Origin of the sequence: Rubritalea tangerina (assembly GCF_042683245.1) — a bacterium.
GTDB classification, from domain to species: domain Bacteria; phylum Verrucomicrobiota; class Verrucomicrobiia; order Verrucomicrobiales; family Akkermansiaceae; genus Rubritalea; species Rubritalea tangerina.
This window is the reverse complement of record NZ_JBHUJB010000083.1, coordinates 14,354-33,206: the sequence shown is the minus strand read 5'-3', so window position 1 is coordinate 33,206 and position 18,853 is coordinate 14,354. Positions and strand designations below refer to the sequence as shown.

13 protein-coding genes are annotated in these 18,853 nt (G+C 55.2%); all 13 read right to left on the bottom strand.

Annotation, left to right across the window (positions count from 1 at the left end):
- Positions 1 to 71: 71 nt before the first annotated feature.
- Positions 72 to 2,636: a sulfatase-like hydrolase/transferase gene (locus ACFSW8_RS16485; RefSeq protein ID WP_377088011.1), complete on the bottom strand. Its 2,565-nt coding sequence runs from the start codon at positions 2,634 to 2,636 to the stop codon at positions 72 to 74.
- A 39-nt stretch (positions 2,637 to 2,675) separates the two neighbouring features.
- The gene (locus ACFSW8_RS16480; RefSeq protein ID WP_377088012.1) at positions 2,676 to 3,464 is read right to left on the bottom strand and encodes a hypothetical protein; all 789 of its coding nucleotides are present in this window, start codon (positions 3,462 to 3,464) and stop codon (positions 2,676 to 2,678) included.
- Positions 3,465 to 3,502: 38 nt separating this feature from the next.
- A complete protein-coding gene (locus ACFSW8_RS16475) occupies positions 3,503 to 5,101 on the bottom strand; it encodes a LamG-like jellyroll fold domain-containing protein (protein WP_377088015.1) in 1,599 nt (532 codons plus the stop codon).
- Complete coding sequence (locus ACFSW8_RS16470) at positions 5,098 to 5,616, bottom strand: sigma-70 family RNA polymerase sigma factor (protein ID WP_377088016.1); 519 nt, start codon at positions 5,614 to 5,616, stop codon at positions 5,098 to 5,100. The genes ACFSW8_RS16475 and ACFSW8_RS16470 overlap by 4 nt, the downstream gene beginning before the upstream one ends.
- A gap of 89 nt (positions 5,617 to 5,705) precedes the next feature.
- Positions 5,706 to 10,910, bottom strand: a complete 5,205-nt coding sequence (locus ACFSW8_RS16465; protein ID WP_377088018.1) for a LamG-like jellyroll fold domain-containing protein — start codon at positions 10,908 to 10,910, stop codon at positions 5,706 to 5,708.
- Positions 10,911 to 11,108: 198 nt separating this feature from the next.
- On the bottom strand, positions 11,109 to 11,807 hold the full coding sequence (locus tag ACFSW8_RS16460) for a PEP-CTERM sorting domain-containing protein (protein WP_377088021.1): 699 nt from the start codon (positions 11,805 to 11,807) through the stop codon (positions 11,109 to 11,111).
- An 18-nt stretch (positions 11,808 to 11,825) separates the two neighbouring features.
- The gene (locus tag ACFSW8_RS16455) at positions 11,826 to 12,551 is read right to left on the bottom strand and encodes a PEP-CTERM sorting domain-containing protein (protein WP_377088023.1); all 726 of its coding nucleotides are present in this window, start codon (positions 12,549 to 12,551) and stop codon (positions 11,826 to 11,828) included.
- A 63-nt stretch (positions 12,552 to 12,614) separates the two neighbouring features.
- Positions 12,615 to 13,100 (bottom strand): hypothetical protein, encoded by a 486-nt coding sequence (locus ACFSW8_RS16450; protein ID WP_377088024.1) that lies wholly within the window; start codon positions 13,098 to 13,100, stop codon positions 12,615 to 12,617.
- Between the two features lie 12 nt (positions 13,101 to 13,112).
- Positions 13,113 to 15,971 carry a VCBS repeat-containing protein gene (locus tag ACFSW8_RS16445; protein WP_377088026.1) on the bottom strand — a complete coding sequence of 953 codons (2,859 nt, stop codon included), beginning with the start codon at positions 15,969 to 15,971 and terminating at the stop codon, positions 13,113 to 13,115.
- 63 nt (positions 15,972 to 16,034) lie between these two features.
- Positions 16,035 to 16,817: a PEP-CTERM sorting domain-containing protein gene (locus tag ACFSW8_RS16440; protein WP_377088027.1), complete on the bottom strand. Its 783-nt coding sequence runs from the start codon at positions 16,815 to 16,817 to the stop codon at positions 16,035 to 16,037.
- Positions 16,818 to 16,861: 44 nt separating this feature from the next.
- Complete coding sequence (locus ACFSW8_RS16435; protein WP_377088028.1) at positions 16,862 to 17,590, bottom strand: PEP-CTERM sorting domain-containing protein; 729 nt, start codon at positions 17,588 to 17,590, stop codon at positions 16,862 to 16,864.
- A gap of 160 nt (positions 17,591 to 17,750) precedes the next feature.
- A complete protein-coding gene (locus ACFSW8_RS16430) occupies positions 17,751 to 17,831 on the bottom strand; it encodes a PEP-CTERM sorting domain-containing protein (protein WP_377178846.1) in 81 nt (26 codons plus the stop codon).
- Between the two features lie 9 nt (positions 17,832 to 17,840).
- Positions 17,841 to 18,509 (bottom strand): hypothetical protein, encoded by a 669-nt coding sequence (locus tag ACFSW8_RS16425; protein WP_377088029.1) that lies wholly within the window; start codon positions 18,507 to 18,509, stop codon positions 17,841 to 17,843.
- Positions 18,510 to 18,853 lie beyond the last annotated feature (344 nt).

Below are 18,853 nucleotides of genomic sequence, written 5' to 3'. Positions count from 1 at the left end.
GGATTGGAAATGACAGTGGCATCAGTGTGTGGCTGATGGTTTGTACCATAAGGGTACTGGATTGTTGAGGATTATTGGACAAGCATCACGCGGTAGAAGCGTTTAGAAGCGGTTTCTGCGGCGGCATCTAGGAGGTTGATCTGAGTGGAGTTAGAGTCTGCTAGAACTGGGGATCCGAGGTTTTGCCACGAGTCAGAATCGAGTGAGTCAGAAACTTGGACTTGGTAGGTAAAGCCGCTGTGTGAGGCAAAGTTGAGGGTGAGGTTCCCGGAGGTATCGACGGACTGGGTGGCGACGGTAAAGCCGCCAGTGTTTGGGATTGGGACATCAGTGACAGATCTTGGGGACGGGCCGGTTTCTTGACCCACGAGTTCGGGGTCGAGGCCTGGGAAATTATCTTTATAGGTTGCGTAGAGCGGGTTCCAGGTGGGGCCTTTATCGGCGCCTACGAGCCAGGCATTGAGGTCGTAGGTCAATTCATTGGCGATGTCTTTATGGAGGATATAGTCCCAATATTCTCTGCTGCTAGATGGGTCTTCGGAGTCATCTGCATTTTCGACATCGACATAATCCATGAGGTTGACGGTTTCTGAGAGGTCGTCGCTGAGGTTATAGAGTTGGAATTGGTCGTATTGGTCAGTGGGGTCGTAGTAGGGATCGTAGCCGTAGATGAGTTTGTAGCGTTTGCCGTTGATTTGTTTGATGACAGCGGAGCTGGCGAAGGCGCGTGAGTCCATGTATCCGGGGAAGTGGTAGAAGATGGGGCTGCGATCACGCGAGACGTTATCGGGGTCGAGGAGGTGGTTATAGAGTGATTCACCATCGAGCGGGTGGGTGGAGGCATCTGGGTAGGTAGCTCCTGCGAAGTCGAGGATGGTGGGGTAGAAGTCCACGGTATGGACGAGGGAGTTAGAAACCTTAGCTGCGGGGATGTTACCGGGTTGCGCGACGATGAGTGGGACGCGGATACCGCCTTCGAAGTGCATACCTTTGGCGCCGCGAAGTGGGTAGTTTGAGGTTTCTGGGTTACTGCCACCGTTATCTGCGGTGAAGAAGATGACTGTGTTAGAGGCGATGGAGTCGGCATTGTCCCCATCTCTGTTAGGGTCATCTAAGAAGTCGATAATGCGTCCGACGGCTTGGTCCATACTTTCGGTGAGGGCTGCGAAGCTAGATTTTGTATCATGTGATGGAGGGGTGAGGGACGCCTTGGCATTGTATTTAGCGACGAGGTCTGGGCGTCCTTGGAGTGGGCCGTGGGTGGCGTAGAAGTGGTACTGGACGTAGAAGGGATAGCCTGAGAGATCACCGGTTGGGTAGGTGGCGACGAAGTCTTCGAAGGCGTCTGCGGTGGCATCGGTGATATGTTTTTGGGTTCCGACGAGGGTGTCTGAGTCATTCCCATTTTCGTAGGGTTTGATGTAGGTATCGACGTAGGACTGGGTGTAGTCGTCGGCGTAGGCATCGAGTTCGGCGCCGACATTGGCGTGGAAGGTACGTGGTGAGCCCTGAGCGAAGTAGTTATCGGGGTTTCCTTTATGGCCGCCGCCGTAGTTGTAGTCGAGTCCTTGGTTGAGTGGGAATGTAGCGTCTGAGGCATTGCTGGAGCCGACGTGGTATTTGCCGATATGTGCGGTGACGTAGCCGGCATTGTACATGGCTTCGGCGAGGGTGATGGTATTTTCATCGCCATTGATGAAGTCATCGACGGAGGAATCGTCGTCGAGGCCTTGTTTAGCGGCGGTGAGGTAGGTGGTGCGGCTACCGCCTGAGCGGCTGAGGCTAGAGACGTTATAGACGCCATTGCCTGAGCGAGCTGAGTATTGGCCGGTCATGAAGGCGGCACGGGTGGGGGCGCAATTGGGTTGGGCGTAGCACCAAGTGAAGCTGACTCCCATGTCGGCGAGGCGTTGGATATTTGGGGTTTCGTAGAAGTCTGAGATATTTCCTTCGGAAGCGGCAGCGACTGAGCTATCGGTCCAGCCCCAGTCATCGACGAGGATATGGATGACATTGGGGCCTGATGAGGCGGTGGGTCGGGTTGGTGGTGGTGGGTCTACGATGCCGTCGATAGAACCGAGGAGAGCAAAGTGGAGGTCATTGCCATTGGTAAGTGCTTCCCATGCGTTGCCTGATGAATTGTTCTTTTTGATGAGGGTTCCGGCGGTGTAGCCGTTTTGTTTATTGAGTTTGAAGTTGGTATTCGAGTCGGTTGTGCTGAGGACGATGGCGTACTTACCGGCATTGAGGTTTTGGGTAGTGGCGAAGTCGATCTGGATATAGTCGCCGGAGCTGAGTCCTGAGGTGGGGAGGGTGCCGGAGTCGGAGTAGATAGCGGCGCCGGTGGGGAGGCCATTTGTGTCTGCGGCGTAGATGGCGAGGTCGAGTGAGGCGATGGTGCCGGGGCTGCCCATTTGGAGGATGATTCCAGTAAGTTGGGCATTCGTGGTGAAGTCAAAGCTTTGTCCTTTGGAGCCTTTAGTGGGGTCGGTGGCGACGGCAGTGGAGCCATCACTTGCGCCAGTGTTGTTGATGGCTGGGTTGGCCGGGATGGAAGCAATTTCTTGGATGCTCAGAGCTGCCCAGGATGGGCAGGTAGTGCCAAGGAGGAGAGAGAGAAGTGCAGGGTATTTCATGGCATCAACTAATGGGTGAAGGGGTGAATGTATTACGGCTTATTTGTTCCGCAGGTAGATGGTGATGGAGCCCAGGCCGACGAGGGCCTCTGGGCGACTTGTGGGGGTGGGCTTGATGGATGGCTTGGGGGTGGGTTTGGCGATTTTTGGGGTCACGGGGGGAGATTTTTGAGCTTTTAGGCTGCCGATGCGGGGATTTTTGACAGCGAGGAAGACGTTATCGAGTCGAGCGAACTGGCCGACACCGGCGGTGCTGGTGAACTCGATGAAGACGAGTTTACCGAGGGCGTTGGGTTGGTGGATGAGTGAGGTATCGGCAAGGGGGTCGGTTTGCCATTTTGCTCGTCCTTGGTCGGGTTGTGACTGCCAGGTATGGAGGGGGATGCGCTTACCGGTGAGGGTATTGTCCTCGGTGACGAAGAGGTGGCAGAGAATCTCGTTTTCTTGGGCGTGCCAGCGGCTGGCAGCGATCCATGAGAAGTGTCCGAAGAACTGGTCTTCTTTTTTGAAGCGATGGTTGGTGGACTGGGCGAAGCTGATGCATTTTCCGCCATTGGCGACGATTTGGCGGCCGAGTGTGGCATTGACTTCGGAGCCGAGGCCTTGGGGGAGTTGGGGTTTCAGCTGGATGGTCTCGCATTCAGCTGTGGGGGTCCAGCTGGATTGGGTACCAGTGAGACTGCCGAAGTCACCTTCTTTTTTGGTGGGGCCATGCGGTGCGTAATCGACGAGGGTTTTTTCCCCAGCGATACTGGGGAGTGCGAGCGTGGCGAGAGTGATGAGGGTGGTGGTGACGTTCATGCTTCTATTCTTAAGAATGTTGAGCATGGACGCTTTGTTACGCAGAAAATACGTGTGGGGGAGGATTAGCGTGCCGCGAGCGGGGCAATCAAGTTGCTTGGGGGTTCATTTTTTTTGTAGAGGCGCGTGATTTGGCGCGGTGTGAGTGCGGCGGGGAAGATGTAGAGTTCATCGATACTGCCGGAGAATGTGGAGAATTGGTCGCCGGACTCGAGGCGTTTACCGATGTAGGCGAGGTGGGCGTTTTTATCGCTGATATCGGTATTAATTTTGGCGTTACGGGCCCAGGAAGTGGTATCGAGTTTTCCATCGACGTAATGGAGGACTTGGGAGGCGACGTTATTTGAGTCATTGGGGCGGAAGACGGAGACGATATGGTGCCAGGTAGCGTCACAGATGACTTTGGTGCCGCTGACTGAGCCTCGGCCGAATTCGGTACGCAGGGCACCGCGGATTCCGCCGTCATTGGCGGTGTTCCAGGCGATTTGCCATTTTTCCCCTGATTTTTTATTGGGGGTGCCCCAGGAGAGGATGGAATAGGCGTGTTTATTTTTGTTATTTCTGGGGATACGGACCCAGCATGCGACGGTACGTTCTTTGGTTCCTGAGATACCTGGGAATTGGGTGGTGAGGTAGGATCCGTCGCCGTAGAGGCGGATGGCACGGCCAAACTTACCATTGATGGAGTGGATGCCATAGCCACCTTTGCCGGCAGATTTGTCGTGGGCTACGACGGCGGCAAAGCGATTGTATGGGTGGGTACCAGTTTCTGGGAAGGTTTCATTATCGACGCTATCGAAGGACCAATGGACGAACTCAGCGGCTTTGCCTTCGGTGAGTTGGGGGAGTTCGTCTTTGATGTTGGTGGCGTCGAGGGTGAGTGACTGGACGGGGAGGTTTTCTTTTGAATTGAAGCGCAGTGATTGGTCTTTTGAGAGGGTGGTGGTGGCTGCGAGGTTATTTTTGAGATTGGTATCGAGGGTACCTTCGAGCACGTGGACTTCAGTGGTGTCTTTATCGACTGCGAGTGCGAAGGCGCAATCGGGGTCGTAGAAGGTATTTGATGGGGTTTCGAGGGCGAAACCGTTGGCGCTATTGGGAATATGCACGACGCCTTTGCCGTTGAGAAGTTTGGCGTGGTGGGGGGTGAGGTTTTCGATGCTGGCGGGCCCTTCGAGGAGGACGCGGGCACCGGAATCGAAGGTGATTTCAGCTTTGCCGGCCTCGAGGGTCATGACGCCGGGTTTGAGCCAGGTGCCGATGGGGGTATCGCCACTGGACCAGACAGCGTCGAGGCTGTTGGTGACGCGGGCGATGTTCATTTCTTCGGCAGGGAAGGCATCAGCGATGGAGTTTGATTGATCTGCGTCTTGGTCCTGAGGTGGGCGTGTGAGAGCGTAGGTAAAGATCCCCACGGTGATGGCGGCGGCAGTGGGGATGAGGACGGGGCGCAGCCAGGTTTTCGGTTTTGGCTGGATGAGAGAATGGTCAATCTCCGAGCCATTGAGTTCCCAGGTGAGGCGGCCGTGGATTTCTGATTGTTGGCAGTAGTGGGCGAGGGCCTTTGGGTCGGTACGCAAGATTTCCTGAAGGCGGGCAAAGTCTTGCTCGCTGATCGTTCCGTCCATGGCTTGGCCGATGAGTGCGATAGTTTCTTCGTTCATGTCGATGCGTTGAGTGATTTTTCCATACAGCTGCGCAGGGCTTTGTGGCAGCGGAAGAAGGCTTGTTGGAGGGCGCCTTCTTTTTTACCCATTTCTGCGGCGATGGCGCGGACGGTATTGCCGAGGGTGTAGCGTTTGTAGATGAGGTCTCGGTCGCGTTCTTTGAGTTTCGTGAGGCAAGTGCGCAGGGCGGACTGGATGCGGCTTTGGGACTCATCGTCATCGGAGGTATAGTAGTCCGAGATGCCATCGAGGATATCACTATCGAAGACGAGCCAATTTTTGCGTTTATGGGCATTGAGGGCCTCCATGGTTTTGAGGTAGGCGATGCGGCAAGCGAAGGCTTTAAAATTGGTACCGAGTTCGAAGGTATTCATTTTATCCCAGAGGACGATATTGGTCTCTTGGAGGACGTCATCGTGGGAGACTTTAGGGGCAATGCTACGGATGTACCCGAACAGGAGAGCCTGGTGGTTGGTAACGAGTTGGAGGTATTCGATTTGTTCCGGAGTCATTGCGGTGCACTATCCAATGTGGATATCACACTGACTATTACGCAATTTTTGAGGGAAAGGAGAGAAAGAAATGTGGTGGGTGGGGGTGATCATTGATTTTTAGGAATGATCGTGAGGCGGTAGAAGGTGTGTGGGGTATTTGAGTTTGGGGCTTTCGCTTGGAGGCTGAGTGTGCGGGTACCGTTATGGTCTTGTTGGTTGAGGGTGGTGAGAGTGGTTGGGGTCCAGCTGAGGAGGTCGGTGCTGGTTTCGACTTGGTAGTCGGCGAGTGTGAGGGCGTCGATATTGAGTGAGAAGGTAAGGGTGACTGAGCCATCTGCTTGTGGGGTGATGGCGGTGATGTTGGTAGTGGTGGCATTGTTAGGGTTAGAGCCAAAGAAGTACTCGGTGAAGTTATTGAGTCCATCTTGATCGCTATCGCTGGTGGTGTGTGAGACGGAGCCTGCGAGGACTTGATCGAGAGTGAACTGGTCGTGTTTCCAGCGGTCGTAGGCATTTGCTTGCTCTGAGCTAGCGTCGAGTTGTTGGAGGTAGGCGATGAGTTGGGAGCGTTGGGTGGGGGTGAGGGTGGAGATGGCTCCGTGTTGGTCGGAGGGGTTACGGGTGGTGAGGAGGTCATCGAGGGTGGCAGCTGAGCCATCGTGGAGGTAGGGGGCGGTGTTCCAAATGCCCTTGAGTGTGGGGGTATCGAAGCCGGTGAGTGGGGCGCCGAGTCGTTGGCCACTGGAGGGGAGTGCGGTACCGACATTATGGAGTTTCAGGTCTGGTGAGTCGGTGAATGCGGCGGAGTCGTGGCAGGTGTAGCAGCGGAGGGAGGTGAAGACTTCTTTGCCCTTGATCGCATCATGGGTCATGCTGCCATCTTGGTTTCGGTGTGGGCTAGGAGGGATATTGGTGAGTGAGTTGACGTAGGCGGCGAGGGCGTCGAGATCGGGGTCGAGGCCGGCTTTGGGATCGCCGAGTGGGGTGTTTCGGGTGCCGGTATTGAAGAGTGAGTCGTCGATGAAGCCGGTGCCGCCGAAGTTGTTTCGGATGTCATGTTCAAAGTCTTGGATTTCGTCGAAGTTACCTGTCCAGTGTACGCGACCGTGGCCGGTACCTGAGCGACCCCGGAGGGTGGTGGTATTGCGCAGGCCTTCGCCGCGCTGGGTGAAGTCCCAGGTACGTCCATCGTGGCCGCCGTCATCGTGGCAAGCGGCGCAGCTGATGTAGGCATCTTTGGCCATGCGTGCGTCGCCAGCATTGTAGAAGAGTTGTTTGCCCTTGAGGACGGTGGGGGTGAGGGTTTCGTTAGAGACGGTTTTAGCGACACCGACGACGGGCATATTGAAGCCGACTTTTGATTGGATTTCGGAGATATCGTAGACTTTGACATCACGGCTCATGAAGTGGTGGACGAAGAGGTGGGAGCCGTCTGGCGAGCTGATGAGCGAGCGAGGTGCGAGGCCTGAGTTATCGACTCCGCCGCGGCGGTTGCCAGTGAAGCTGTCGCGGATTTCGATTTGGTTTGAGGCTTCGAGGGTCACGAATGCGTAGCCACCGTCTTGGGAGAATTCGATGTCACTTGGCATACCGACGTCATTGAAGTCGATAGATTGGGAGCCATTGAGGGTATTGGTGTTGATATCGAGGGTACTGGCGATGGGGCGGATTGAAGTTTGGAAGTCGAGCGGGGTTCCATCGCGGTGGGTACCGCCGAAGATATTGTCTTTTTTACTGGGGATCCAGACTTGGGTACCATCTGGGCTGACGGTGAGTGAGGGGAGGTAGTTTGGTACGCCACGGGCTTGGAAGGAATCGTCAATGGAGGTGGAGTCGGCAGGCAAGAGGAACTGGCGGGTGAGCGTCATGGAGGAGGGGTCGAGCTCGGTGATTTGGGCTGCGGCATCGGGGCTGATGAAGCGGGTGACAAAGAGGCGTGTGTTGTCGTGGGTCATTGCGAGGCCACGGGGCATGGGGCCTACTGGGGTGGTGGCGACGATGGCGCCGGTGCTGAGGTTGATTTTGGCGACTTGGCCGAGGGCTTCGAGGCTGAGGTAGCCGAAGGATTTATCTGGGGCAATGAGGAAGCTGTGTGGGCGGCTGGCGTAGGGGAGGGTGTGGGTGTGGAGGAGGGTGCCGGAGGAGGGATCGTGGACGGTGAGGGTGGCGTCCTCTTTATTGGCGACCCAGAGTAGGCCTGAGGCATCGACGGCGATAGAGCGCGGGTGTTTGCCGGTGGGGGCTTCCCAGAGTTTGATGAATGGGAAGGTGCCCTGCATGGCGGTGATGGAGTTATTGTCGATGTTGACGCAATAGACTTGTTGGTTATCTGGATGGAAGGTGAGGGTGTTAGAGCGGGTAGGTGGGGTGCTTGTGGTGGGTCGAGCGATGGTGGTGGTGATGGTGGAAGTGAGGGTTCGGACGCCATCTGTGGCGTGGACGGAGATGGTGTAGTGGCCGGGAGAGGAGTAGGTATGGGTGGTGGAAGCGGAGGTGGAGGCTTGGGTTTGGGTGCCATCTCCAAAGTCCCAGGTATAGAGGACTTCACCGACTGCGGAGCTTGCTTGGGTGGAGAATTGGCTGGGTGATCCGAGGGTGGTGGAGTCTACCTGAGGGGATTGAAGGGTGAGTTGGTCACGCAGTTGTTGGACGGCATTTTGGGTAAAGTGGGAGTCGAAGATTTGGATATCGTCGAGGGTGGCATGGGCGCGTGCCCCGATGGTGTCCCGTGGGAGGTCGATTCCGACGGAGAGGGCACCTTGGTGGATGCCATTGGCGTAGAGTTGGGTGGTATTCCCTTGGCGGGAGAAAACGAGGTGGGTGGATTGGTTGGGTGGGCACGTATAGTTCCAGAATTGGGTACCGTTGGAGGTTTCGATCCCTAATTTTTGTGGGTTATCTGGGTGGTTGAGAAGGAGGCTATTTGAGGTGTCACTGAAGAGCTTCTGGGTGCTTGCGTTGTATGTATGGGGTGTGACAAAGAGCGAGAGTGTCCAATCATTGGTGATTGGGGAGTCTGCGAGCAGGAGCTGATCGGTAGAGCCATTGAGGGTAAGGGCGCTGGCGGTGTAGGTGGGGGTGCCAGTGGCGGAGGCATGGAGGCCTGAGATCGAGTCGTTAAGGTCTCCGCTGAGGAGCCATTGGTGGAGGGGGCTACTGGCTTGGCTTTGGTAGAAGTTATCGAGGACTTGGGTGGGAGTGAGGACGTAGTTGAAGACGCGGACATTATCGAGCGAGCCTTGGAGGTTTTCTGGGGTGGAGCCGGTATCTTCGATACGGCCGATACTGCTGAAGGCGGTGCCGATGTCGCCGCTGGTTTTATTGGCGCTGGCATTGAGTTGGCCATTGATAAAGATTTGGACGTCACCGGTGGAGGCATCGCGGGTGAGGGTGAAGTGGCGGAGGATGCCATCGTTGATAGGGAAGGAAGTGGTGAGTGGATTTTGGTCACCGACGCTGATGCAGAGGTGGCCTGAGGGATTGAGCCAGCCCCAGAAGATGTCATTTCCTGATCCGACGACCTCCACGCCGGTGACACCTGGTGACTGCCAAGAATTGTTAGCACCGGTGCTGGTGGTGGTGAGGTGGAAGCTGAGACTGGAGGTGGATTGGAGTTCGCTGAGAGCGTCGGGGAGGGCGAGGTAGTCATCATTGCCATCGAGGCTGAGTTTACCTGCATTGAGAGTGGCTCCGTTGGTGAGGGTGCCATTGAGGGTAGCTACGGAGTCTAGGGTGTTACCATTGAAGTTGAAACTATGTTGGAGACCGAGGGTATCCTCTGGGTTGGTTGGGGTAGACGAGTTGCCGGTGCGGAAGGCGAAGATGAGGTCATTGGCGAGGGCGTTGCCAGCCCAGTCATTGACACCGCCAGCGCGTAGGGTGACGAGGTAGGTGGTATCGAGAGTGAGTGGGGATGCTGGGGTGAAGTTTACGATTCCGAACTGTAGTGAGAAGGTTCCATCGATGGCGGTAGCGAGTTGGCCTTGGTCGTCGAGTGGTTGGACGGAGATATTGGAGGTATTGAGGCTTTCGAGTTCGATATTATCGGAGAATGCGATACCGATGCGGGAGGTGGTGGCGAGATTGGTTTGGCCGTTGGCGGGGCTGGTAGCGATGACTTCGGGGGCGCGGGTATCGGGATCTTTTTGGGAGGGGATGAAGCCGGTACCGGTACCGTGGTCGTTGCCGACGAAGAGGACGTTGCCGAAGGGGACGGCTTGGCCGAAGTCGGGGTTTGAAACATTGTTGAGGCCGCCGCGCGCTGCAATGGTGGGGTTTTTGGGGTCTGAGATATCGAGTTTGACGATTTCAGCTTGGCAGCCGAGGTAGACGAACTCGTCTTGGGAGCTGGTGTAGAGTTGGCTACCGACGACGGGGGTATTGGCGTGGCTTTCGAGGAGGATTTGGCCCTCGTCATCGATGGAATAGATGGCGGTGCGTGCGGAAGAAGCCCGGGTAGCAAAGCTGATGGTTTTGCCATCGAATCCTGGGGCGTAGTATCTTTCTGGGATAGAGCTGAGGGTATCGAGGAGGCTGGGATTGAGTGGGTCTGAGATATCGAGGGTGGAGAAGCCTGAGGAGGTTTCCATGGAGGTGACTAGGAGGCGGTTGCCCCAGGCCCAGATGGGGCCGATGCTGAAGCCACCGAGTTGTCCGTTAGGGATGGGGTTGGGAGCGGCATCGGGGCGGGTGGCATGGGTTGGGTTTTCGATATCGCTGACGTCGATGATGTGGAGGCCGTTACCTCCTGCGGCGACGTAGACGTAGGGGTGTTGCCAATGGAGTTGCCAGGGGGTGTTGGTGTAGTCACCACCTCCGAGAAACTCGTAGAGGCTGACGCGAGAGACGGCATTGATGTCGGTGACATCCCAGATCTGAATCCCTTTATGGCTGGGGAGAAGTAGGAGTTTTTTATCTTCGACTTCAGCGACGCAGATCGCATGGATTTCGCGCATGGCGGAGGTGGTATTGCTGGGGTCCCAGATGGTTTTGACGTGGCGTGGTGCGCGTGGGTTTGAGACATCGTAGAACTGGATGCCACCGCGGATATCGCCACGGACACCGCCGCCATCTTGGGCAAAGACGGTGGCGAGGTAGCCGTTGACCATGTGTGCGAGATTGTATCCGTATGGGTAGCTTGTGCCACTGAGTGGGCCGTCATCGTATGGGGAGATGCGGCTGATTTCCTGCATGAGTTCAGCGTCTGTGTAGGTGAGGTTGCCGACACCTGGCCCGGGGTTGGGTTCTGTTTGTGCAGCGAGTGACAGAGCTGCGGCAATGCTGCCGCTCAGAATGGAGAGTGTGCGCTTCATGGGATGCAGGCCTCGGAGGGTGGTCGAGGAAGGAAGGTGTTATACAGGTAGGGTCCTGATAAACTACGCAATGGCTGCGAGGCCTGTCAAACTGAAAGCTCTTAGTTTGAAGGGATTAAGTAAGGTGTCTCTGGTGGTGAGACTGGCCGATTTGGCCTTGCTGGTGTAGGCGTGCGTATGGGGGCTGCCTTTGGATAGCTAGCGGCGTTTGCGGCGTAGGAGGAGGGTGAGGGAGCCGAGGCCGAGGAGGGAGATTGAGCTGGGTTCTGGGACGGCGGTGAAGACGACTTCGGCAAAGCCTGCGCGGTCATTTTCGCCGTGGGTGGAGAGAATTTCGATACCGATATATTGGGCGGATGCGATTGAGCTGAGGTCGAATGATCCATCGAGGGCATTGACACCTGATTCATCGGCACGGGTGAGGTTACGGGTAGCACCGAGTTGGGTCCAGCCGCCGGAGCTAAAGTCGTAGTCGGTGGGAGTGGCTGAAATGGCGGGAGCGGAGACTGAAGGGCTGGTGGCGAAATAGATATTGAAAGCATTCATGCCACGGCCTGAGTGTGAGCCTTCATTGACATTCCAGAGGAGCATTTCACCGAGTTGTGTTTGGGTGGATCCGAAATCGATGACTGCCCAGCCGAGTTTACTGTTGGTGGCACCTGAGAGTTGGTTTCCTTGCCAATCGTTTTGCCAGGCGGAGTTATGGGTCCAAGTGACGGGTGAATCTGCGCCACCTGTCTGGGTGATACCGGCTTTATTGGTGGTGGTGAGGATACTTCCGCTGCCACTGAGGGAGTCGCCTTGGTGGTGACCGGTGATAGCAGATGGGTCAATGAGGGTTGCAGCTGTGAGCAAAGGAGCGGTGGCTGCGAGAGTGCTGAGGATGACGGTTTTCATGAGGAAAAGGATTAGCGTTTATGGGCGTTTACGGCGTAGGAGGAGGGTGAGGGAGCCGAGGCCGAGGAGTGAGACAGAGCTGGGTTCTGGGACGGCGGAGGTGGTTTCGTGGAGGATATAGCCACTGAGTCCGGGGTCGGAGCCGGTGTTGACATTGAGGGTGATGTCTTGGGTGATGGCATCGGCGGTAAAGGTGCCGACGACGGTACCGAAGTAGCCGGGTTGTGGGTTGGCGGGGTTTGAGTTCCCGTAGGCTCCGCGGGTGAGTACGGGGGCGTTGGTAAAGTCGCCTTCGCCGTTATCGACATTATAGGCGCGGGTATTGATGCCACCGCGGCTATCGTGGATGCCGATGAGTTGGATTTGGTAGATTCTACCGATGGTAAGGCCAGTGAGGGTTTGTGTGAAGGAGCCTCCGGTGGCGGTGTGTCCTGAGAGGACGGTATCGATATCGGGGTCAATTCCGGTGCTTCCCCAGAAGTCACGGCTACCGCCGGATTTGACGAACTGGACGCCATTGAGGATGACGGAACTACCTGAATCTGGGTGACCGTAATCGATTGCGGAGATGAGTGTGACCGCGGAGGTTGCGGTGAGGCCGCCATTGCGGCTGGCATCGAAATCGTTGAGGAAGAGGGATTGGTCGGTGTGATTGAAGTTGAATGCGCTACCCCAGGTGATGGTGGCGGCGGAAGCGAGAGGGCTGAGAAGGATAGTCAGGAGGGAGAGGGAAGAAATTTTCATATTGGGAGAATGAAGAACGGAGATCCTTTATAAAAACCTATCGCACAGGGTGTCAATCAAGATTCATTGTTTGTTAGATGGTTGGGAAGAGAAGAGGAGGAGTGGGCCTTGATTTTGGGCGGCGAGGATGTGGGTGGATTGCGTGTTGGGCAGGGTGATGATGGCTTTTGTATCATTGGGGAGGAAGATACCGCTTTGTGGGAATGTGAGGGTTTGGAAGTGGGATCCATTCCATTCGAGGTGGGTGCCTGGGGTACCGCGCCAGAGGCCAGTTTCGATCCAATTGGAGAAGTGGTTTTGGGCGAGGATGAGTTCGATTTTACCATCGGCATCGAAGTCACCGGAGGCGATGGCATTGATGGGGGAGAGTTGGGCCTGCCAAGGGAGGGGGAGCCAGAAGAAGCTGGATTGTTGGTTGATCCAGACACCTGATTGCATGGAGTTGCAGACGAATTGTTGGGCGGCATCGAGGCGTTCGCCGTAGATATCTTGGAGGCTAGCGGAGGCGAAGTCGTGGTAAGTTTTGAATTGCTCGCTCACGGCGGGCATGGCTTGGCAGGTTCAGTATCGGCCCCTCAGAGGGAGGGGCGTGTGGTCGGATTTTTGGATTTTGGCTTCGACGATGCGTTTATTGCCGCTACCATCCATATCTCCGTAGTAGAGGAGTGCTGGGTAGTTTGGGTTGGGGGATTTGTATTTGGTGTTGGTACTGGAGTTGCCGGCGACGATATCGAGGTCGCCGTCGTTATCGACATCGACACAGGCGATGGAGCGCCACCAGCCGGATTTTTTTGCGAGGGCTTTTGATGCTGGGTGAGAGGACCATTGGTTTTGTGAGAATTGGAAGATTTTGATGGGGCCCCAGTCGGTGGCGAGGCAGAGTTCGGCGGAGCCATTGCCGTCGAGGTCGGCCCATTGGGCGTCAGTGACGAGGCCGGCGTATTTGATGAGGTTTGGGGTGATTTCGGTGAAGCGGACAGCATTTTGCGTGCTCTCATTTCTAAGGAGGCGATTTTTGGGGGGATTGGGGTAGTCATGAGGGACCGCGCGTGAGCCGATGAAGAGGTCGAGGTCGCCATCGGCGTCGAAGTCGTGAGCGGCAACGCAGCTACCGGAGTCGATGAGGGCAGGGAAGGCGTCATCGGGGGCTTCGGTGAGGGTGACTTTTCCGTCAACTAATTGGTTAAGGTAGAGGTGGTCGTAGTAGAGGATGTCGTCGGCTTTGTATTCGTTTCCGCCGGTGATGACGAGGAGGTCGAGGTCGCCATCGGAGTCGGCGTCGAACCAGAGGGCAGCGGTGTCGTCGGCATATTTAGCGAGGCCGTCGAAGGCGTTTTGGGGTGATTTTATATAGGTGTTGTTTTGGTTAAGGAAGAGAGCACCCGCTTGTTCATTGCCACCACCGACGAAGAAGTCGAGGTCGCCGTCGTTATCGACATCGCCTGCGGCGAGGCAGGGGCCGAGTTGGCTGAGTTTTTGTGGCAGGAGCGGTTGGATGGCGAAGTCATCGAAGATTTTTTCCCGGTGGGTGAAGTCGGGTGCGGTGAGGGTTTGGAAGGTAGCTTTGCTAGGTTGTTGTGCAATGGGGGGAGTGGTTTGCTCTTCTGCGATGGTGAGGTGCTGGCGGTTTTTGGCTTGGAGTTTGATGGATTGCGTTTTGCCTGAGGGCCAGGTGAGGCGGAGTGAGCTGGGGTGGGCTGAGCCGAGGCCGAAGTGGACTTTTGAATCGTGTTGGGATTGGAAGCCGGTCCAGGGGTTCAACCAGCGGGTGCGAGTGGTGCCGTTCGAGTCGACGAGTTCTAGCTTGGTTCCGATAGCCATGGCATTGCTAGTGGTGCCTTTGAGACTGACACTGAGGCTATTTCCGCTGGTCGCATTATTTTGATAGATTTTGATAGATTTCCCAAGATCTGAGACGACGAGGTCGAGGTCACCATCATTATCGAGGTCACCCATGGCGGAGGCATAGCTCATACCGAGCAGGTTGAGTCCCCAGTCATTTTTAGGGGTAAACTTGAGGCCATTTTGATTTTTGAAGACCAAGTTTTTTTCGAGCATGGGTGGTTGGTCTTTATGGAGTGCCCAGAGGGTATTGCCGATCAGTGCGGTATTGAGGTCTCCGATTTTTGAGGAGATGTCGGCATGGGTAAAGTTTCTGGACATACCATTGGAGACGAAGAGGTCTTGGAAGCCATCGTTATCGAGGTCACCGAATTTGGCAGACCAGCTCCAGTTAGAAGAAGCGATGCCAGCGATGAAGGCGGCTTCTTGGAACATGGAGGCGTTAGAGTTAATGAAGAGATGGTTGCGCATGGACTGGCGTGGGTTGCCAGTCTCTAGGACTTTTCTGCGTTCTGGGCTGATGCTCCCCATATTGACCTTACTCATGAAGTGGGTTGTGGCAGCCATATCGACTGAGAAGAGGTCTGGGAGGCCATCGTGGTTGATGTCGGTGAAGTCGCTGCCCATGGATGACCAGCTGATGCTGGGGAAGGTTTCTGCGATGACATTGGTGAATTGGGGGATACCTTTTGGATTTGGGCCATCATTTCTGAAGAGTCGGTCTTCTTTGAGGAAGTCATTGGCGACGTAGAGGTCGAGGTCACCATCGGTATCGTAGTCCCACCAGAGGGCGGAGAGGCCTTCACCGGTGAGGTGGACACCTGCGTTTTCGCTGATATTTTTAAATGATGGGATACCTTGTGGGTTATTGCCTAGGTTGAGGAAGAGGTAATCGGCACGGCCGTAGGAATCGACATTGTAGGAGCCATCGCCGCGGTCGATTATCTCGTAGAATTTTTCAAATTCTGGGGTGATAAGGGGTTTGCCATTTTGCATGACGAAGGGAGGGGTTTCGGGACGGCCTTTCGGGTTGTAGTAGCGATTACAGAGCAAGAAGAGATCGAGGTCGCCGTCGTTATCGATATCGGCGAAGTAGGGGGTCATGCTCGCATCGGCGACATTGAGTCCGGCGGCATCTGGGAGTTCGGTGAAGGAGCCTTTACCGTCGTTAAGGAAGAGTTGGTTAGGTTTAGCGAAGTTACACTGATAGAGGTCGAGGTCGCCGTCGTTATCGATATCGACGAGAGCGGCACCGGTGCCCCAATTTTGGTTAGATTGGGTAAAGGGGGTGTGTGATTCGGCAAATTCGAGTTGGCCCTTACCGAGGAAGAGTTTGTTACGTTTTGGGCCGTTGACGAGGTAGAGGTCGAGGATGTTGTCACCATTGATGTCACCGAGGCAGATGGCACCGACGGCGAAGCCGGAATGGTACAGGTCCGCACGTGGGTGGTTGGTGTCAAAGGTATGGGTAAATTCGACACCGTGTTTGGAGCTTGGGAGCTGCGCAAATGGGGCAGCATTGAGTGGGCTCAGGCTGAGAAGGGTGAGGGCTGGTAAGATCAATAGGGGTGATTTCATCGGGGCACGAAAAAGCTGCAGTATGTCTAGAGCTACTGCAGCTTGTGAGAGGGTCGATGGCAATTATTTTCTACGCCGGATAATCAGAGCGAGGCCGGCGAGTCCGATGAGTGCAGTGGAGCTGGGTTCAGGGACGGCTTCGACGATGACACCAGCGATGGAGCCACGGCCACCGGTTCTGCCAGAGGTGATGGTTAGGTCGCCTGATGTTTCGAAGGTAAAGTAGTTACCTGTTTGGGTTTGGGAGCCGGCACCGTCGCCGAGAATTTGGACCCAGTTATTACCAGCACCGGCATTGGCATCGATTATTGATCCGTATGCGGTGGCGTTTGCACCGGTATTTGATCCGTTAATAATTTGGCCAAGGGGGTTCTGGCCGTTGATGAGTATATCGCTTGTTGTGGTATAGGTAGTGGCGCCTGTTTGGCCTTGGTCGGACGAGAGGAGGATGTAGACGCGGTATTGAGCGTAAGTGACTGAAGTTAGTGAGATGGAAATGGCGCTGGCGGTATCATCGAGGTAACCCACTGCGAGTTTTGCCTGATCCGAGCCGACACCATCTTCACGGTTATAGTAGACATTGTTAGAAGACCAAGTGAGGGAGGTACCGGTACTTGCACCGGAGTCATCGATGAGGTTAGTGATGCTACCAGCGGCGAGTGATCCGGAGTCGCGATTGGTGGTATTATTCCAATTGGCACTGTTGATACCAGTGGGGCCGATTGGGCTATTTTGGTTAAAGTTTTGATTGGTATTTTCAGAGAAATTGATCGCGACGCTGGCGGCTATGGCGGAGCTAGATGCGAAGCCAAGGAGTGTGTAAATGGATAGGGTAGAGGTTTTCATGGGCATGGGTTCATTAGTGGGTGAGAGGCTTTTAGAAGGGAGGTTTAGCGGCGGCGGCGGATAACGAGTAGGCAGCCGGCGATTCCGAGGAGTGCAGTGGAGCTGGGTTCAGGGACGGCTTCGACGATGACACCAGCGATGGAGCCACGGCCAGTTCCGCCTGCGTTGGTGATGGTGAGGGTATCTGTGTTTGCGGATCCAAGGATATAATCACCAGTAACGCTGGCGGTGGCTTGAATCCAGGGTGCGGAGCCTGCACCAAAAGCGTGATGGCCAAGGGCTGTGAAGGACTGGCCGATGATGCCGACGCCATTGAGAGTAATGTCTTCTGAGGTATAGGTTCCTCCATTGCCTGAGTCGCTACCGAGAATGATGTAGACGTTATAGGAAGAACCGCCGAGAGAGCTGAGGCCTGTGAGAGTAATGTTAGGTCCAGCCCCACTATCATCGAGGTATCCTACGGAGAGCTTTTTATTGTTATTGGCGGTACCAGCATTGTTGCTCCAGGTATTTTGGCTAGAGTAGCTGAGTGAGACAGTTGTTGAGGCACCCGTGTCGTCGATGAGGTTATTGATGGTTCCGGAAGCATTATTCGCTGTGTGGTTCCAATTGGTGCCTGAGATGTTAGTGGGGCCAGTGAGAGAGGTGTCGAAAAGGTCATCGTCGGCGACGCGTTCGGTGCTGAAGTTAATGGCGACGCTGGCGGCTATGGCGGAGCTAGATGCGAGGCCAAGGAAGGCGAAAATGGATAGGGCAGAGGTTCTCAGGGGCATGGGGTAAAAGTGGGTGGGAATTCTTGGGGGGGCGAGATTGTCCACAGGAATAAGGAATTATGAGAGTATTTAAAAGCTTTTTCTTTAGAGGGGCGAAGATGCGGCTGCTCCTCGGTCAGTATGGGATTGCTGGTGAGGAGCAGTGTGTGAGGGGAGCGGTTTAGCGGCGGCGGCGCATGACGAGCAGGCAGCTGGCGAGGCCGAGCAGCGAGGTGGAGCTCGGCTCTGGGACTGCTACGATTTGAATCCCTCAGACTCCGGCTCTAGCCCAGCTAGATGAGCTATCAGGGTCTGGTAGAATATTTAGGTCGAAGTCAGAGGAAGTGAGGCCTTCGAAGGTGATGTACTGGGAATTCGTGCCACTGGTTTCGGCATCTTGTTCGGAGGAGAAGGTGGTACTGGAGAAGGAATCGTAAGCGACTTGGCCGGAGCCTGGGCGGAGGTAGCGAATCCACTGGGTGTCTGAGTTGATGCTCGCACCAAATTCTGCAGCTGTATTTTCTCCCATGGAGTCTGTACCGCCGAGGTAGACGATGACTTTGTATCCATTGTTAGTGAAGTTGGAGCTCAAGCCAGAGATATTAATGGTACCTGCGGTATCAGCACTGGTATTGGTGTAATGGCTGAACATTCTACCATCGGTTGAACTGAGGTTTTCTTTGTCATACCAGAATGCGTTGAAGGTCGTGATACTGGTGCTGGTGGCTGAGCCGGAGTTATCAACTAAATTGTTAAGCACAGTGGTTCCAGTTTGAGAATTACTCAGGACATGGTTCCAGTTCGCTGCGGGTTCGACGCCGGCAACTTCTGTGGTGAAGAGCTGGTTACTACGATTGAAGTTCACACTGATAATCGAGGATTGGGCAATCCCTGATAAGCAAAGTAGACAGAGGGTAGGGAGTAGTAGTGTCTTTTTCATAGTTGTGTATTGGGGAGGGCAGCTGAGAGATCTATATTACTGGTTGTCAATCTCCTTTGTAAACAGGCTGTTGTGTGGGCGTGGGGGGATGAAGGCTTATACCATCTCTCAACTCGGAATAGACGAATGGAGTTTGGTTTAGTCCTGTGAAGTTTGCGCTTCGCGATATTAGAGTATGTCGGATTATCTTGCATAATGTCATCGTTGTCATTCAGTTGTCCCGCGCGTGCGGGGCTCCTTCACTCCGCCTTGATATTCTGCAAGCTCATTCCGACCATTCGTCCATTCCGTATCGATCAATGGTATTAGTGATGGATTGTGGGTGCGCTGGGTGGGGGTGTCTA

Bases quoted from the DNA above. Each gene is read 5' to 3' on its own strand.
- ACFSW8_RS16480 (WP_377088012.1), bottom strand. From the start codon at position 3,464: ATGCTCAACATTCTTAAGAATAGAAGCATGAACGTCACCACCACCCTC.
- ACFSW8_RS16435 (WP_377088028.1), bottom strand. From the start codon at position 17,590: ATGCCCCTGAGAACCTCTGCCCTATCCATTTTCGCCTTCCTTGGCCTC.
- ACFSW8_RS16445 (WP_377088026.1), bottom strand. From the start codon at position 15,971: ATGAAATCACCCCTATTGATCTTACCAGCCCTCACCCTTCTCAGCCTG.
- ACFSW8_RS16450 (WP_377088024.1), bottom strand. From the start codon at position 13,100: ATGCCCGCCGTGAGCGAGCAATTCAAAACTTACCACGACTTCGCCTCC.
- ACFSW8_RS16455 (WP_377088023.1), bottom strand. From the start codon at position 12,551: ATGAAAATTTCTTCCCTCTCCCTCCTGACTATCCTTCTCAGCCCTCTC.
- ACFSW8_RS16475 (WP_377088015.1), bottom strand. From the start codon at position 5,101: ATGAACGAAGAAACTATCGCACTCATCGGCCAAGCCATGGACGGAACG.
- ACFSW8_RS16425 (WP_377088029.1), bottom strand. From the start codon at position 18,509: ATGAAAAAGACACTACTACTCCCTACCCTCTGTCTACTTTGCTTATCA.
- ACFSW8_RS16465 (WP_377088018.1), bottom strand. From the start codon at position 10,910: ATGAAGCGCACACTCTCCATTCTGAGCGGCAGCATTGCCGCAGCTCTG.
- ACFSW8_RS16470 (WP_377088016.1), bottom strand. From the start codon at position 5,616: ATGACTCCGGAACAAATCGAATACCTCCAACTCGTTACCAACCACCAG.
- ACFSW8_RS16440 (WP_377088027.1), bottom strand. From the start codon at position 16,817: ATGAAAACCTCTACCCTATCCATTTACACACTCCTTGGCTTCGCATCT.
- ACFSW8_RS16485 (WP_377088011.1), bottom strand. From the start codon at position 2,636: ATGAAATACCCTGCACTTCTCTCTCTCCTCCTTGGCACTACCTGCCCA.
- ACFSW8_RS16460 (WP_377088021.1), bottom strand. From the start codon at position 11,807: ATGAAAACCGTCATCCTCAGCACTCTCGCAGCCACCGCTCCTTTGCTC.